Origin of the sequence: Pontibacillus sp. HN14, assembly GCF_021129245.1 — a bacterium.
Classification (GTDB): Bacteria; Bacillota; Bacilli; order Bacillales; family BH030062; genus Pontibacillus.
On sequence record NZ_JAJOLR010000001.1, the window covers coordinates 1,439,785 to 1,455,346 of the forward strand.

Sequence of the window (15,562 nt, forward strand, 5' to 3'; positions counted from 1 at the left end):
CTCCTCTAATAAACAGTTTGAGGCTATTATAGCATTTTTGGCTAATTTTCACTATATAACTGAAGCACTGTTTATCGGTTGTCGTTATCTGCTAGCTTATTCTTTACAAAGACGGACTCTTCTCGTGTATCAGAAGTAAACGTTACATCCTTAATAAAGAAATAAATAACGAAATGACCTGCCCCAACAAGCATTAATATATACGGAATAATTGTTTCGGGAGAGAAGAAATGAACACCTGTTAAGAAGATCGCAATGGATAGGACTCTCCCTAAGTTCAAGAACAATTCTCTAACTACAATATATTCAATTCTCATCTCCCCTGCGTGCCAGGCTTTCCCGATTACATCGTAAGTTAACGAAATATAAGGCACAAACAATATTGGGTACGCAATCCCAATGATCGCAGCATAGATTAAAAGTGTAGGGTAGCTCAGGTGGATCAAAATCAAATAGAGGGACAGGTATAGCGTGAGACCTCCAACAAATATTGATCCTTTACGCCTTTTCGGCTTAATAAAACGTGTAGCTAAGTAATAGAACAAAAAGGCAAAACCAGAATAAACTAAATTGAATGTGCCTAATGCTAGCTCACTTTGCGTTGTAATAAAGACCCAGATGGAGATCACAAAGAGGAAAGTCCCCTCTCTTAACCCTTGAAAGGTATGGGCATATAAAATTTTATTCCAATTCTGATCCCGCTTTCGTTCATGAATAATCCTCCGAAAAGTGAAATCCCCTTTAGCCGATCTCCTTTTCAAGAAAAAGCTACAGACTACCGCAAGCACAAACAAGCTTAACGATATAGTAAAGATCACGGTATAACCTGTATTAGAAGTAAGCCTGGAAATAATAAATCCCGCTAAAATTGGACCGACCATTCCCCCAAACGACTGAAGCAATCCTAAAAATCCATTAAAGAAATCTCTGGTATCAGGTTCTGTAATTTCAAATGTTAGCACATTAAATGCTAGCCAATAAAAGCCATATCCAATGCCAAGGACAGAACCTAACACAATTTTATAGCTTGCCGCTTGTTCACCAAAGAACAAAACCGTCAAGAAAAACAAAGACAGGAATATAACTCCAAGGCGCAACACAATGACCCGATCCATCCGTTTAGCCCATCTTCCTGCAAGGATAAACGTTAACGGCTGCATAATATAAATGGATAAATTGTAAAGGGCGATGGCCACATATTCCCCTGATTGTTTCCACAAGTAGATATTGACAAATGTATTGGAGAGAAAAATGCCTAAAGCGTAAAGCCCTCCAATCGACAATAAAAGAATTAAATCCCGGTTAACTTCAACTTCTCCTAAAACTGCGTTTAATCCTTTCTTCATATCTAAACGCCTCCTACCTGTCATTAGTCTTATCAAATAGGAAGCACTTATACCATGATCCACACAAAGGTGAGAGAATGTTTCTTTTATTGTCGCAAGGAAATAAAATGAGGGGGAACGATCACGAGGGTGGGAAAGCATATAAAAAACCTAAGCCCCCTTTAAAGGGACTTAGGTTTTAAAATCGTGAATGGTAATTATTTAGCTGCAGCGTAGCGCTTCGCAACTTCGTCCCAGTTTACTACATTCCAGAATGCAGCAATGTAGTCAGGGCGACGGTTCTGATAGTTAAGGTAGTACGCGTGCTCCCAAACATCAAGACCAAGGATTGGTGTTTTACCTTCCATGATTGGTGAATCTTGGTTTAATGTGTCCATTAATTCAATTTCACCATTGTCTACAACTAACCATGCCCAGCCAGAACCGAAACGGCCAGCTGCTGTAGCTGCGAATTTTTCTTTAAATTCATCATAGCTACCAAATTTACTGTTAATTGCTTCTGCTAGTTCACCTGTTGGCTCACCGCCACCATTTGGAGACATGATTGTCCAAAATAGAGAGTGGTTAGAATGACCGCCACCATTACGACGAACCGCTGTGCGGATCTCTTCTGGTACAGCATTTAAGTCAGCGATCAATGCATCAAGTGATTTATCTTGAAGATCAGCATGGCCTTCTAAAGCATTGTTAAGCTTGTTAACATAGCCTGCGTGGTGTTTAGTGTGGTGGATGTTCATTGTTTCCTTGTCAATATGAGGTTCAAGAGCATCATAAGCGTAAGGTAATTCTGGTAATTCAAATTTAGCCATTTTGAATCTCCTCCTTTAAATAGTATGTAAATCCTTCCAATTCCATTCCGGTCAAGAAAGGCTACATTGTAAGCGTATCAAAGGTCTAAATCATCTGCAAATATTATGCATCAGAAATAAGCTTTAACACGCACATAGATATAATATCCGTTTGTTCAAATTTAAAACATAAAAACTTGCTCTAAGAGAGCAAAAAAAAAGACAAGCATATTTGCTTGTTTAGGTTCAAACTTATGTAAATGGTGGCTCGGGACGGAATCGAACCGCCGACACACGGATTTTCAGTCCGTTGCTCTACCGACTGAGCTACCGAGCCACAAAAAAGAACGTTGCCTGACTTCCGTTCTATTAAATAAAAATGGCGGAGGAGGAGGGATTCGAACCCCCGCGGGGCGTTAACCCCCTGGCGGTTTTCAAGACCGCTCCCTTCAGCCGAACTTGGGTACTCCTCCGTGAGAAAAATAATGGCTAAGATTGGTGGACCCTGCAGGACTCGAACCTGCGACCGATCGGTTATGAGCCGATAGCTCTAACCAGCTGAGCTAAGGGTCCAATCTTATGGGGCGATTGATGGGGATCGAACCCACGAATGCCGGAGCCACAATCCGGTGCGTTAACCACTTCGCCACAACCGCCATGATTCTTAAGATGTTTATTCCTGATTGTTTCTATAAGATAGATTCATAATCTGATCTGCAAACAAAATTATGTATGGTAGCGGCGGAGGGGATCGAACCCCCGACCTCACGGGTATGAACCGTACGCTCTCGCCAGCTGAGCTACACCGCCAAATGGCTCCAACGGCAGGATTCGAACCTGCGACCGATCGGTTAACAGCCGATAGCTCTACCACTGAGCTACGTTGGAATAAAGTAATGCGTCATTTTAACGACACAATATAATATATCATGTGTTGTTGAGAGTGTCAACAACTTTTTTGCCTCGTAATGAAGCAACACGAATAATATAGCACGGTCCCCTATGTTTGTACAAGGGTTTTTTGATAAAAATCTTAAATTTATTCAATCCAGACCTTATATGGAGCGCTCGCAAATTATTTTTTGTCTGTACGTGTAGCGTTACTTTGATGTAGGCTCGAGCATTCTCAGGCCCAAAACACTTCACCAAAAATGACACGTTTCCTTTCACCCCACCTTAGACTTATCATGCGAACGGAAACATCTCAACTTCGATTCCCAGTAATCCTCCGCTGCTCCCAAACCAGATCTACACATAAAACAAGCCCAGAGCAACTGCTCTGGGCTTGTTAAGAGATATTAGTTTTGCTTGCCACCTAATACTTCTTCTGCAATATTTACAGCGTGGTCACCGATTCGTTCTAGGTTACTAATAATATCAACAAATACGATACCAGCCGGTCCGGTACATACTCCTTCATTCATACGAAGGATATGCTTCTTACGGTAAGAACGCTCATATTGATCAATTTGATTTTCCTTTTGAACAACAGCTAACGCTTCTTCACGGTCCATTGTTTCAAGGGCCTTCATAGCTTGTTTAACTGTAATTAAGGTTAAATTAATCATATCATTTAAATCTTCTTGCGCTTGTTCTGTTAGATGAACTTTATTTGAAATCTTATAATCTACAAGTTCTACAAGGTTTTCAAAGTGGTCACCAATACGTTCAATATCACGAACAGAATCTATAAGGGCAGAGTGTTTATGACTTTCTAATTCCGTTAATGAGTAGCTTGATAAGCTCACTAAATACTCTGTAATGTTCCGGTCTAAATTGTTAAGGGCTTCTTCATACTGAAGGGCCATATCAGCGTGCTTCCGCTGATGATTATTTAGATAGTGACTTGTCTCTTCCAGTCCTTTATACGCAAAGTCACCCATTCTCATTACTTCTTCTTTCGCCTGATCTAAAGCAAGGGATGGAGACTGTTCAATAAAGATCGGGTCGAGATGCTTTGGTTTCTGATCTACAGCTGTGTCCTCTCCAGGAATAAGCTTCGTCACAATATACGCTAAAGCACCAATGAACGGGAACTGTACTAGCATGTTTGAGAAGTTAAAGATCCCGTGTGCGAACGCAATCGTCATGGCTTCGTTTAATCCAATTAAATCTCTAAGGTATTCAATAAATGGAATATAGACTTTTAATAGGATTAAGAAAATCGTTGTACCAACTACGTTGAAGATAACGTGAGTGAAAGCTGCACGCTTCGCCGCCACACTTGCGCCAATAGCAGCAAGTACAGCCGTAATCGTTGTACCGATATTGTCACCAAACAATACAGGAATGGCTGCATCAATATCGATTGCACCTTGTTCAAACAAGCCTTGTAACACACCAATGGTTGCACTTGAACTCTGTACGACTACAGTGAACAACGTACCAATGACAACACCAAGGATTGGCTGGTCACTCATACTTACCGTTAAGTCTTGAAACGCCTCAAGACCTCTTAATGGTTTCATTCCATTACTCATCAGTTTCAACCCATAGAATAAAGCACCAAAGCCAAATAGCGTCTGACCAAGGTAAGTGATCTTCTTACTCTTGAAGAAGAATAGAAGTAGGGCACCTACAGCCAAGATCGGTAAACCATATTCTTTTAATTCGATACCAATAATGAATGCGGTAACCGTTGTACCGATATTGGCACCCATAATGACTCCGATAGCCTGACGCAACGTCATAAATCCAGCGTTAACTAGTCCAACAGTTAGTACAGTTGTACCTGAACTACTCTGTATTAACATCGTTACAAGCATACCAGCTAGTACACCCATAAACGGATTCGTGGTGAATTTGTCTAGAATATCTCGAAGGCGATCACCAGCAGATTTCTGAAGACCGTCTCCCATGTATTTAAGTCCGAATAGGAAGATTCCTAAACCACCAACAAATTGAAAGATCATCTCTTGAACATTAATACCTTCCACAAATAATGCTCCCCTCATCCAAGATTTTTGTCTATTTGTGTAGTTTTTTAAAACCCTCAACCATTATTAATTAAAGGTAAACGTTTTGTAAAGGCATTTCATAAGAATCTATTCAAAATTTACATTAGCTTAACATTCGGTAAAAAAACCTTGTCTTTTTTTCAGTTTTCTTACCATTTTGTATTGCTTCCACTCTTTCAGTTTAGCTATGATAGAAGTGATAAACAACAAATAGGTGGTAAAAACATGAAATTATCACAACAATTTTTGTACAGCCTTTACTCATTTAAGCGTGTATCCGCGTTCAGGATGTTAAAGGTTGGAAAACCGATAGGATATGTATTTTTCCTTACATTACTAACGATGATTCCTGTTTTATTAGGAATGATTTTCGACACACGTTCGACAGAAGCTATTGGAACACTCCCATTACCTGTTGAACTTCTCATCTTGTATGTCATTAGTACGAGCATTAAGTTTATGGATGTGTCTATCCTTGCCTTTATAGGACTTGGGCTTAATACATACTTAAAACGAAAAAACATTCAATACAGACATACATGGGCATTGTCAGCCTATGCCATTACGATCCCTACATTGGTATTAGCTATTGTAGAAAACTTAGGTCTTGTGCTTTCTGGAGATTACGTTTTATACATGGCCTTTTCTACGGTTATGTTATACATCATCCTCCAGGCAATCCCAAAGCCTAAAGCAAGAACCACATAAAAGCTCCGAAGTCTTAAAGACTTCGGAGCTTTTTTAACTTGCTTGATGTTTCCTTTCGGCTATGGCCCCAAGTTCTTGAGACACGGATACTAATTGATCTCGAACCTCATTCGTTTCGTTCATTTGACTTTCTTGTAAATCTGCCGCTTCTACTAATTGTTTAGCTGAAGATAAAGTTTCTTGAGTCGTTTGATGAAATGCGGTAAACACTACCTCCATTTTAGGCAGCATCTCCTCAGCTTTCGACACCTGAATTTTAGAATGGTTCAATTTTCCATTGAACGATTCAATGTAAGAAGAAATTTGATCAAAGGATGATTTAGAATCATGAGCATGTTCTAAATGATTTGTAAGTTGATCATACATCTCATGAAATTCAGTTGTTAAATACTGACTAATCTCCAACGTTTCGTTCATCTTATCGTTTATCTCGACAGCTGCTTCTTTTGAGCTATCTGCAAGCTTCCTTACTTCATGAGCAACTACAGCGAACCCTTTACCTTCTTCACCAGCACGTGCTGCTTCTATCGTTGCATTTAACGCCAATAGCTTTGTGCGTTCCGCAATATCTTGAATCATTTTCCCAGCTTCACCTATGTTCATGGAATGTGCTTCAAATTCATTTATTTTAGAAGTCATTTGCTTAAACCCGTCATGATAAGTATCTAATGTTTTCATAATGGACGTTACCCCTTTATTTCCTTCATCAATCGAAACATTAATACTTTCCTGATCCTCATACATTTCATTAAAAGATTCCAACAAAACATGAAGGGAATGTTTCAGCTTCTCGAAGACATCTTTCTGTTCTTCAAACGCCCCCTCGGTTCCCTCTGTACCTTTTATCACTTTATGTAATTCTTCTTTCATATCCGACTGGGATAGAGCTAACTGTTCTGAAGAAGCTGACAACTCATTATTCGTTCCCCCTAAATGATGAACCGCCGTTTGAATGTTATGGAGCATTTCTGTAATTGTATGGATTAGTTCTTGATAACTTTTTGATAACGAGCGAATCTCGGGTATCGTTGAATTAACCGTATCTGGTGGTGTAAACTCCCCATCTCTCGCTTTACGCATGACTTGTTGAAGTGCGATTAATGGCTTAAACATTTGCCTCATGAAAAAGAGGACGAATACGAAAATGCCAATTAAGCATAAGACGCCAGCCGTGAGCGAATATTTAGCCAGCTGGTGAACAGAATACATATAATCCGCTACCGGTACACCAATTAGGAAAACCCCTTTCAGCTCTTGTACCGACCCGTAAGCAAACATGTATTCTTCTTCTTTCCACGTGGCAATACGTGAACCATCTTCCTCTTTCTTAATATCTTCGATCAAACTCTCCTTAAAAGACGCTTCCTTACCTTGATATGGATAGGAGATCACACCTTCTTTGGTAATTAAATTTGTAGAAGCAGAGAAACCATCTTGGACTAATTCAGATTTCTGAGAAGATATATACTCATTCATCCGTTCTTTAAAAACGTCTTCTTCCCCTACTAAGGCAAACATCATATTCTCGGCATTCTCTCTCGTTACATCCACTTCGCGCTCTAAACGTTCACGAACCAATTCAAGTTGGCTTTCTTTTGCCTTCGAATAGGAAAGCCAACTAACGAGTGAAATCGAACCAATAAACAGCACACAAATTACGATCGAAACTCTAGCTTGAAAAGAGAGAGATAAACGCGGCTTACGTGCACTTTTAAAGCGACGTTTCTTTTGGAATCGTGGTACTTTATTGAAGAAAGATAATAATGACACTTTTGACACCCCGCAAGAAAATATTTCTTATTCATCCAAAAGTATGAATGCGAAATATTAACGTGGTGTAAAGATGCACGTAAGAATACGTAAAATTCATGACTTTCTTACCAGGATTCTGGTCCCGTCCACCTGATCGACAATGATCTCTTCATCTTTATCTATCCAATGCCCATTCGATACCGCACTATATTCCTGTTCTTCTATCTTAATGGTTCCTACTGGCCTAAGCTGAGTTAAGGTAATCCCACTCTTGCCCACTAAAGAAGCATAAGTCTCATTCATAGAATTGTATCCCGCTTCAGATGAGAGCTTATCCACAAGTGTAATCTTGGTCCAAAGATCCCTCTTTGGAAAGACTCTCAAGAATAACAAAGAACCTATGGCACCGATTAGAACTCCGCAAACGCCATAAGCACCAGTTACCCAGTCAGGCGCACTCATACCTACCACTAACAGCATACTGATGCTCCCTACTGTCGTGAGTGTGCCATCATTTATAACTTTAGCGTCTAATATAATTAACGAAAGACTAATAAAATAGACAATCATCATAACGATAAACATACTAGGGTCTAAATGAGTTAGGAAATAAAAGGTAATAAAAGCAATGCCAACGACACCAAATATCCCCCGCATGTTTACTAATAGTTCCCCAAATAAAAATAAGGTACCAAGTCCAGTAATGACTAAAGCAAGCCAAGCCATTTCAATCGCAATCACTTCCGCCCACCCCTTTTTCTCTTATTTAATATAGGTATACGTTTCATTATATTATTTTGTTTCAAAAAGAATGAAATTCCACATGTTTGTAGAACTAGTATTACAGGCAAAAAGGGAGATGAGCGATATGAATCCGATTCTGAAGAAAATGCTTTTCATTATTACAATGATTCTATTTTTTGTTAGTATTGGACATGACCTTACGACAGGAACCTTTCCTAAAGAACTTATTTCCAAGGCAGAAGATCATCAAACAATTGAAAACGAAACGAACACTAAACCCCTCACCCCAACAGGAGGTCAAGAGCGTTTTCGCGTCATTGAGCACAAAGTGTCAGCCGGGGACACGGTCTTGTCTATTATGGAGAAGTTGAATGAGGATGGACCGCCTGTTACAATTCAACAAATGCTAACTGATTTTGAAGCTCTGAATGATGGCCAAGATCCGAATAGTATTAAGATGAACAAGGTCTACTTATTCCCTTATTACCACAAAAACGAAAAACCTTTGTAAATTTGAAGACTCGTGACTTCATATTTTTTTCGTTTGCCCTTATAATGAGTGTGGTATCTTAATAATTATGAATTATCGCATTTGTAAAAAGGAGCGATTATATGCCTATTACACACAGAAAAGATACGCGCCCTGTACGCGTAGGCGACCTTGTGATTGGTGGAAGTAATAAAGTCGTTATTCAGTCTATGACAACAACTAAAACACATGATGTTGAAGCTACAGTAGCTGAAATTGAACGACTAGAAGAAGCTGGCTGCCAAGTCGTCCGCGTTGCTTGCCCAGATGAGCGAGCAGCAGACGCGATTTCTGAAATAAAGAAACGCATTAATATTCCACTTGTAGTCGACATTCACTTTGACTATAAATTAGCCCTAAAAGCAATTGAAGGTGGAGCTGACAAAATCCGCATTAACCCTGGTAACATCGGGAAACGCTGGAAAGTTGAAGCTGTTGTTAACGCAGCGAAAGCTAAAGGCGTACCTATTCGTATTGGCGTAAACGCAGGGTCACTTGAGAAACGTATTCTGCAGAAATATGGTTTCCCAACTGCTGAAGGCATGGTTGAAAGTGCCTTACATCACATTCAAATATTAGAGGAGTTGGACTTCCACGATATTATTGTATCGCTGAAAGCCTCTGACGTTCGCTTAGCCATTGATGCATACGAAAAGGCCGCTGAACAGATCTCTTATCCATTACACCTTGGTATTACAGAGTCAGGAACTCAATTCGCAGGTACCGTTAAGAGTTCTGCAGGTCTTGGTGCCATCCTTAACAAAGGAATCGGAAGCACAATGCGCATTTCATTAAGTGCAGACCCAGTAGAGGAAGTAAAAGTTGGTCGCGAACTGCTTAAATCATTCGCACTTGCAGATAATGCTGCTACACTTATCTCTTGCCCTACATGCGGGCGTATTGAAATTGATCTAATTTCAATTGCAAATGAAGTTGAAGAATACATTTCAACCATTAAAGCACCAATTAAAGTTGCCGTTCTTGGTTGTGCCGTTAACGGACCTGGAGAAGCCCGAGAGGCTGATATCGGGATTGCCGGTGCACGCGGTGAAGGATTACTATTCCGTCACGGAGAGATCATTCGAAAAGTTCCAGAAGAAACAATGGTCGAGGAACTAAAGAAAGAAGTCGATCGCATTGCGGAAGAATATTTTGCTGAAAAAGCAAAAGAAGCTGCTGAAGCTGAAGTAAAATAAAGCATTAAAAAAGCTGGCCCAGGGCCAGCTTTTTTATTTTAAAACGGAGCGAATACTAACGTAAGGACTACGGATATAGCACCAGCTACAATAGCTGTATTTCCGAGGGTTTCAGCCCCTCTTCGTCTAGCCATAAATCCTACAATGATTCCTGCTGCGCCAAGAATCACTGGTAAGATAAAGAAAGACACCACAGAAAGCACAACCGCTAACCAACCCATACCCGCATGCACATCATTGTCCATGTCAGATTCTCTCTCATTGGATTTGATTGGCTCTCGAACAGTTTTTGCATCAACCGCAGCTTCCTGAGCGAATTCCACATCTCCAGTCCCTGCGTATACACCGCCGTCTGCTACCTCTACCTCATTGTAGGCTTCATCGTATGATTGACCATCGTCAATCTTCTTCATTTCACTTTCTTGTTCATCGCCGTAACGAGGCGCTTCTTCTGTGTGTTCTATATCATCAAGTTCTTTTTCACGCTTATCTTCATGTTCCATGATACATCCCTCGCTTTCTGTAGAGGTGCTCTCTTATCTTGTGAGAAATGCGAGTGAACTATGATGGTACATTCTTCAAGCTTCTTTACCTCATCAAAAAAGAGTCCCTAAAAGGGACTCTTATCTATTAAGGTGCGACTGCAACAGCATCATGCGTTTTGGTTTTTTGTTGAATCTCCACCGCATACCAGCTCTTGGCGTGGCCATTTTCCTTCTTATATTGTTCTAACCCTCCCATACCACGATGATAAGCAGTTAGGGCTTCATTCCAGTTTCCATATTCATGGTGAAGATAATCAAGATAAATTAAAGATAATTGCATGGAATAATACGGATCAAATAGCAGTTCTTTTTTATAAGGTAAATCGCCCATATCAGCGATCCAAGGAGCTGTGTTTGTCATAAACTGAGCCATGCCGTAAGCATGTCCATATTTCGTCTCAGGACCTACAAGCGTTGGATCAAACGTGCCTCCGGTCTCTACTTTTAGCAATTCATATACAAGATAAGGATTCATATCATAGCGGTTTGCTTCTCTTGCTAAATAAAGAGCCCAGGATTTTTTGAATTCTCCCCCACTCTCTGAAACCATTCGATCGGCCGTTTTTTCAAGGCCTGGCCACATATCATAACCATTCTTCTCTTTAAATTCTGTCGGCATTTCATTTAAGTATGAATTTCGGGATTCTAAGTCATTGACCTGTTTTTGCAGGCCTTCGTTTTCTGTTTGCAGCGCTTTTGTCTGTTCACCATAAAAATACATAACCACAATAAAAAATAACGTAATATATAAACAAACCAAAAGGAGCTGTACGTAAGGTCTTGCACGATCCACAAAATCCCCTCCTCTTTTTCAAAAATTTCTCTCTAAACGCCTATGGGTCGAAAGGACCTAGACTATACTAACGGTAGTCCGAATCAAATGCAATAAAAATACTCAATAACCAAAACCCTCCACCTTTTTAACACATTCTTCTAACTTCACTCATAGGCTACTATGTAAAGAAGTGAACAAATGAGGTGATGTCTTGAAAAAAATGATCTCACAGGTTGTTAAACAAAAAATCCAAAACTTATCTGTCCATGACCTTTTAGAACAAAGTCGACAGTTTAACGTCCCCCTTACAAAAGCTCAAGCCACTGAAATCGTGTCCTTCCTAAAAAGTTCAAATCTTAACCCATTGGATGAAAAGGACCGTATGAAAGCTTTAAAAAAGTTAGCTCAAATCACTGATCCCAAAACAGCACAAAAGGTCAATAAAATCTTTCAGGAAATGATTAAGGAAAACGGACTTTCACACTGGTTTTAGCGCCACGTTTAGACGGGGCGTTTTCTTTTTGGCTTCTATTTGACCAATAGCTCCAATTTATTTATAGTAGGAGAAGTTACGAATACTTATTGCATATACGTATAATAAGGAGCTGACCAACTATGTTGAAGCTAGGATCTCATGTGTCTATGAGCGGAAAAAAGATGCTTCTTGGAGCAAGTGAAGAAGCTGCCTCCTACGGCGCTAACACATTTATGATTTACACAGGTGCGCCACAAAATACTCGTCGTAAAGCTATTGAAGAGTTAAATATAGATGCAGGAATTGAACATATGAACCAACACGATATAGAAGAACTTATCGTTCATGCTGCTTATATAATTAACATCGGCAATACGGTGAAACCTCACGTCTATGAGCTGGGTGTGGATTTCTTATCAAACGAAATCGAACGAGTTGAATCACTGCAGAAGGCTTCTCAAATCGTTTTACACCCCGGTTCTCACGTTAGCCAGGGTGAAGAAGTCGGCCTTAACCAGATTATTAAAGGTTTAAATGAAGTATTTGAAAATCACCCAAATACCAATTGCCAGATCGCCCTTGAAACGATGGCAGGTAAAGGCAGCGAGATCGGACGTAACTTTGAACAAATCGCCAAAATTATAGATGGCGTAAAGCACAACGAACATTTATCTGTTTGCTTTGATACTTGTCATACACATGACGCAGGCTACGACATCGTTCACGATTTCGACGGTGTACTGAACCATTTCGATAAAACAATTGGACTTGACCGCTTAAAAGTTCTCCACATCAATGACAGCAAAAATGAACGCGGTGCAGGAAAAGACCGTCATGAGAACATCGGGTATGGGCATATTGGGTTTGACGCATTAAATTATATCGTTCACCACCCGCAACTAAACGACCGTCCTAAAATTCTAGAAACGCCTTATGTAGGAGAAGACAAAAAGAACAAGAAACCTCCTTATCAATATGAAATAGAAAACTTACGAAACCAAACCTTTACAGATTGGCGTTCAGACTTACTTCAATCATAAGAAAAGGAAACCATGACTTTGTTATTCACACAAAGTGATGGTTTTTTTATTTTGAACGGCATGTATTGTAACTATCCTTTATCTCATGACTTTAAACCTATATCGGGATATTTTTATATTTCCGTTAGCTTTTTCAAGTGTGAGGCGAGCGTAAACGTGGATCAATCAAGACAAAAAAAGCATCAAATTGCATGTGCAATTTGATGCTTTTTATAAGTTATTTTCTCTTATTTCTCTGCCTTGCTTGTTGTTTATTTAATTTCTTTTTAATTTCTTCCTGCTTATACTTCATTTTCTTCTTATAACCAGGCTTAACTTTTTTCGGACGCTTGACGCGCTTCCATGCTTCTTTATCCGTGTCATTCTCATCTAGCTTACGAGTTGATCGCTGATTACGATCTTTAATAGGAACGAACTCCCCATTTTTTATATCATAGCTATCAAACGTTAACCCAGATGACTCAAGCTTCTTAATAAGGGATTCATCCGTCTCTGTATAAAGGTTAATAGCTGTCCCTTCTAAGCCTGCGCGCGCTGTACGACCAACACGGTGGATATAGAACTCTTCTTCTTTTGGTAGGTCCGCATTTATAACATGGCTGACCCCTTGAATGTCAATACCACGAGCAGCTAAGTCTGTAGCGACGATATATTGGTAACGAAGGTTTTTGATATCTTTAACAACACGTTTTCTTTCGCGTGGTGTCAGTCCGCCATGAATGACGCCAACTTCTAAACCTTTGTCCAATAGCTCTTGAGCTAATTCATTGGCTCTTTCTTTCTTATTGGCAAATATAATTGCCAGATAAGGATGAATGAGCTTCGTAATACTCATAATCATATCGGCTTTATCTCGATGACGAAGAGGAATCAGACGGTGTTCCATTTTTTCAGGTGAAGGCTTAGCTTCATCGGCTTGAATATACGTTGGGTTCTCAAGGTATTTCTTCAAGAACGGCTTTAACTTAACCGGAATAGTTGCTGAGAATACGAGTAATTGCAAGTCCGCTTGCATACGAACCAGAATTTGGTCCACGTCTTCAATGAAACCTAAATCAAACATCAAGTCGGTTTCATCGATTACAAATGAAGAGGCTTTGTAAACGTCTAGCGCTTCTTCTTTTACCATATCAAGGATTCGTCCTGGTGTCCCCACGACAATCTGAGGCTGCTCTTTTAGCTTTTCAATTGTCTTCTGCTTGTCTGTTCCACCTATTAATAGCTTAGCTTTTAAAGCATCACCATGACCCAAAAGCTTTAACATCTTGCGTACTTCATCGTAAATTTGGTTTGCTAACTCCCGTGTAGGAGCTGTGATTACGGTTTGTACTTCTTTACGCGAAACATCTATGCCATTTAGTAAAGGGATTAAATAAGAATGGGTTTTCCCTGAACCTGTATGAGATTGTCCAATTAGACTTTCTCCTCTTAAAACAGAGGGAATTACTTTTTTCTGGATCGGTGTAGGTTCATGGAAACCTAATTGATCCACCATATCAATCATCTCTTCATGAAGAGCCATTGATTTAAATGTTTGATCTGTCATATTCGTACTCCTTTTCGATACGCTGTTGCTTTCTCAATTATAGTAGAGTTCCTTTAATTATACCATCTTTAAAAGGACGAAACGTAAGGATTTTTACAGCCTTGTCTTTTAAGTAAGTTGTCTAACTTTGTATTCTGCCCTATTTCCCTTTATAATATGAGGGAGATATGATATTTTCGAACTCAAGAGGAGTAAGAGGGGGAACAAAGATGGAAGTCATTAAAATAGCTCCAAGAGGCTATTGCTATGGAGTAGTTGACGCTATGGTCATAGCTCGTAACGCCTCAAAGGATCCAAACTTACCTCGTCCTTTATATATTTTAGGTATGATTGTACACAATCAGCATGTAACAGAAGCTTTTGAGAATGAAGGCGTTGTAACGTTAGATGGTAAGAATCGTTTAGACTTATTAGAAGATATTCATGAAGGGACTGTCATTTTCACAGCCCATGGTGTATCACCTGAGGTGAAAAAGAGGGCAGAAGAGAAAGGGCTAACCGCTTTAGACGCTACATGCCCTGATGTCACACGCACACATGACTTAATCCGTGAAATGGTTGCCGAGAATTACGAAATTGTTTATATCGGTAAGAAAGGGCACCCAGAACCTGAGGGGGCTGTTGGTGTTGCACCAGGTCATGTGCACCTTATTCAAAATGAAGAAGATATAGATAACTTGAGCCTTTCAAGTGATAAAATCCTTGTAACGAATCAAACAACGATGAGTCAATGGGATGTCTACGATATTATGGAGAAGGTTAAAGAGAAATATCCTCAAACAGAAATTCACCAAGAGATCTGCATGGCTACTCAAGTCCGTCAAGAAGCGGTGGCTGAGCAAGCCGGAGATGCTGATCTTACTCTTGTAGTAGGAGACCCTCGAAGTAACAACTCATGTCGTCTTCAACAAGTGTCAGAAGAGAAGGCAGGAACAACGGCTTATAGAATTGCTGACGTAAGTGAAATTGAACTTCCATGGCTAGAAGGAGTGGAGAAGGTTGCAATCACTGCAGGTGCTTCAACGCCAACTCCTTTAGTTAAAGAGGTCATTCGCTTTATTGAGAACTTTGATCCAAACAATGAAGAAACGTGGGAACGCACTTCTAAAGTAGAGCAAAGAAAAATCTTGCCTAAAGTTAAAACGAAAAAAGCCTAGTCAA

The 15,562-nt window shown here is 39.8% G+C and carries 14 protein-coding genes and 6 tRNA genes; 6 read left to right on the plus strand and 14 right to left on the minus strand.

The window, feature by feature from the left end; all coding sequences use genetic code 11:
- Nucleotides 1-71: 71 nt before the first annotated feature.
- The 9 genes from LQ226_RS07475 to LQ226_RS07515 form a co-directional block, all read right to left on the minus strand.
- Nucleotides 72-1,346 (minus strand): MFS transporter, encoded by a 1,275-nt coding sequence (locus LQ226_RS07475; protein WP_231417215.1) that lies wholly within the window; start codon nucleotides 1,344-1,346, stop codon nucleotides 72-74.
- A 197-nt stretch (nucleotides 1,347-1,543) separates the two neighbouring features.
- Entirely contained in the window at nucleotides 1,544-2,155 is a 612-nt protein-coding gene (locus LQ226_RS07480) for a superoxide dismutase (RefSeq protein ID WP_231417216.1), read from the minus strand.
- Between the two features lie 240 nt (nucleotides 2,156-2,395).
- Nucleotides 2,396-2,471: transfer RNA gene (locus tag LQ226_RS07485), tRNA-Phe, on the minus strand.
- A gap of 43 nt (nucleotides 2,472-2,514) precedes the next feature.
- Nucleotides 2,515-2,607 (minus strand) — tRNA-Ser (locus LQ226_RS07490).
- 23 nt (nucleotides 2,608-2,630) lie between these two features.
- Nucleotides 2,631-2,707: transfer RNA gene (locus LQ226_RS07495), tRNA-Ile, on the minus strand.
- 7 nt (nucleotides 2,708-2,714) lie between these two features.
- Nucleotides 2,715-2,790: transfer RNA gene (locus LQ226_RS07500), tRNA-His, on the minus strand.
- Nucleotides 2,791-2,867: 77 nt separating this feature from the next.
- A tRNA-Met gene (locus LQ226_RS07505) sits at nucleotides 2,868-2,944 on the minus strand.
- Between the two features lie 3 nt (nucleotides 2,945-2,947).
- A tRNA-Asn gene (locus tag LQ226_RS07510) sits at nucleotides 2,948-3,022 on the minus strand.
- 410 nt (nucleotides 3,023-3,432) lie between these two features.
- On the minus strand, nucleotides 3,433-5,088 hold the full coding sequence (locus LQ226_RS07515) for a Na/Pi cotransporter family protein (protein WP_231417217.1): 1,656 nt from the start codon (nucleotides 5,086-5,088) through the stop codon (nucleotides 3,433-3,435).
- A gap of 228 nt (nucleotides 5,089-5,316) precedes the next feature.
- Here LQ226_RS07515 and LQ226_RS07520 point away from each other — a divergent pair, with 228 nt between their 5' ends.
- Nucleotides 5,317-5,799, plus strand: coding sequence for a DUF1189 family protein (locus tag LQ226_RS07520; RefSeq protein WP_231417218.1), 483 nt, complete (start codon nucleotides 5,317-5,319; stop codon nucleotides 5,797-5,799).
- A gap of 33 nt (nucleotides 5,800-5,832) precedes the next feature.
- Here LQ226_RS07520 and LQ226_RS21125 read toward each other — a convergent pair whose 3' ends face one another.
- A complete protein-coding gene (locus LQ226_RS21125; RefSeq protein ID WP_231417219.1) occupies nucleotides 5,833-7,569 on the minus strand; it encodes a methyl-accepting chemotaxis protein in 1,737 nt (578 codons plus the stop codon).
- Nucleotides 7,570-7,665: 96 nt separating this feature from the next.
- Nucleotides 7,666-8,292, minus strand: a complete 627-nt coding sequence (locus LQ226_RS07530) for an NfeD family protein (RefSeq protein WP_231417220.1) — start codon at nucleotides 8,290-8,292, stop codon at nucleotides 7,666-7,668.
- Between the two features lie 82 nt (nucleotides 8,293-8,374).
- Between LQ226_RS07530 and LQ226_RS07535 the strand changes: the two genes are divergently transcribed.
- Both LQ226_RS07535 and ispG read left to right on the plus strand, forming a co-directional pair.
- Nucleotides 8,375-8,806, plus strand: coding sequence for a hypothetical protein (locus LQ226_RS07535; protein ID WP_231417221.1), 432 nt, complete (start codon nucleotides 8,375-8,377; stop codon nucleotides 8,804-8,806).
- A 101-nt stretch (nucleotides 8,807-8,907) separates the two neighbouring features.
- Nucleotides 8,908-10,020 (plus strand): flavodoxin-dependent (E)-4-hydroxy-3-methylbut-2-enyl-diphosphate synthase, encoded by a 1,113-nt coding sequence (gene ispG, locus LQ226_RS07540; protein ID WP_255687851.1) that lies wholly within the window; start codon nucleotides 8,908-8,910, stop codon nucleotides 10,018-10,020.
- 38 nt (nucleotides 10,021-10,058) lie between these two features.
- Here ispG and LQ226_RS07545 read toward each other — a convergent pair whose 3' ends face one another.
- Both LQ226_RS07545 and LQ226_RS07550 read right to left on the minus strand, forming a co-directional pair.
- Nucleotides 10,059-10,523: a DUF4190 domain-containing protein gene (locus LQ226_RS07545; RefSeq protein WP_231417222.1), complete on the minus strand. Its 465-nt coding sequence runs from the start codon at nucleotides 10,521-10,523 to the stop codon at nucleotides 10,059-10,061.
- A gap of 127 nt (nucleotides 10,524-10,650) precedes the next feature.
- A complete protein-coding gene (locus tag LQ226_RS07550; RefSeq protein WP_231417223.1) occupies nucleotides 10,651-11,358 on the minus strand; it encodes a lytic transglycosylase domain-containing protein in 708 nt (235 codons plus the stop codon).
- 202 nt (nucleotides 11,359-11,560) lie between these two features.
- On the opposite strand from LQ226_RS07550, the gene LQ226_RS07555 reads away from it, so the two are divergent.
- Together LQ226_RS07555 and LQ226_RS07560 are read left to right on the plus strand one after the other, a co-directional pair.
- Nucleotides 11,561-11,833, plus strand: coding sequence for a DUF2624 domain-containing protein (locus LQ226_RS07555; RefSeq protein ID WP_231417601.1), 273 nt, complete (start codon nucleotides 11,561-11,563; stop codon nucleotides 11,831-11,833).
- Nucleotides 11,834-11,955: 122 nt separating this feature from the next.
- Complete coding sequence (locus tag LQ226_RS07560) at nucleotides 11,956-12,855, plus strand: deoxyribonuclease IV (protein WP_231417224.1); 900 nt, start codon at nucleotides 11,956-11,958, stop codon at nucleotides 12,853-12,855.
- 217 nt (nucleotides 12,856-13,072) lie between these two features.
- Here the strand turns inward: LQ226_RS07560 and LQ226_RS07565 are convergent, their stop codons facing one another.
- The gene (locus tag LQ226_RS07565; RefSeq protein WP_231417225.1) at nucleotides 13,073-14,401 is read right to left on the minus strand and encodes a DEAD/DEAH box helicase; all 1,329 of its coding nucleotides are present in this window, start codon (nucleotides 14,399-14,401) and stop codon (nucleotides 13,073-13,075) included.
- A gap of 209 nt (nucleotides 14,402-14,610) precedes the next feature.
- On the opposite strand from LQ226_RS07565, the gene LQ226_RS07570 reads away from it, so the two are divergent.
- Nucleotides 14,611-15,558, plus strand: coding sequence for a 4-hydroxy-3-methylbut-2-enyl diphosphate reductase (locus tag LQ226_RS07570; RefSeq protein ID WP_231417226.1), 948 nt, complete (start codon nucleotides 14,611-14,613; stop codon nucleotides 15,556-15,558).
- Nucleotides 15,559-15,562 lie beyond the last annotated feature (4 nt).

Excerpts from the sequence above, each read along its gene's own strand:
- LQ226_RS07475 (WP_231417215.1), bottom strand. The coding sequence starts at position 1,346 with ATGAAGAAAGGATTAAACGCAGTTTTAGGAGAAGTTGAAGTTAACCGG.
- LQ226_RS07515 (WP_231417217.1), bottom strand. The coding sequence starts at position 5,088 with ATGAGGGGAGCATTATTTGTGGAAGGTATTAATGTTCAAGAGATGATC.
- LQ226_RS07555 (WP_231417601.1), top strand. The coding sequence starts at position 11,561 with ATGATCTCACAGGTTGTTAAACAAAAAATCCAAAACTTATCTGTCCAT.
- LQ226_RS07535 (WP_231417221.1), top strand. The coding sequence starts at position 8,375 with ATGTTTGTAGAACTAGTATTACAGGCAAAAAGGGAGATGAGCGATATG.
- LQ226_RS07570 (WP_231417226.1), top strand. The coding sequence starts at position 14,611 with ATGGAAGTCATTAAAATAGCTCCAAGAGGCTATTGCTATGGAGTAGTT.
- LQ226_RS07520 (WP_231417218.1), top strand. The coding sequence starts at position 5,317 with ATGAAATTATCACAACAATTTTTGTACAGCCTTTACTCATTTAAGCGT.
- LQ226_RS07560 (WP_231417224.1), top strand. The coding sequence starts at position 11,956 with ATGTTGAAGCTAGGATCTCATGTGTCTATGAGCGGAAAAAAGATGCTT.
- LQ226_RS07565 (WP_231417225.1), bottom strand. The coding sequence starts at position 14,401 with ATGACAGATCAAACATTTAAATCAATGGCTCTTCATGAAGAGATGATT.
- ispG (WP_255687851.1), top strand. The coding sequence starts at position 8,908 with ATGCCTATTACACACAGAAAAGATACGCGCCCTGTACGCGTAGGCGAC.
- LQ226_RS07545 (WP_231417222.1), bottom strand. The coding sequence starts at position 10,523 with ATGGAACATGAAGATAAGCGTGAAAAAGAACTTGATGATATAGAACAC.
- LQ226_RS07480 (WP_231417216.1), bottom strand. The coding sequence starts at position 2,155 with ATGGCTAAATTTGAATTACCAGAATTACCTTACGCTTATGATGCTCTT.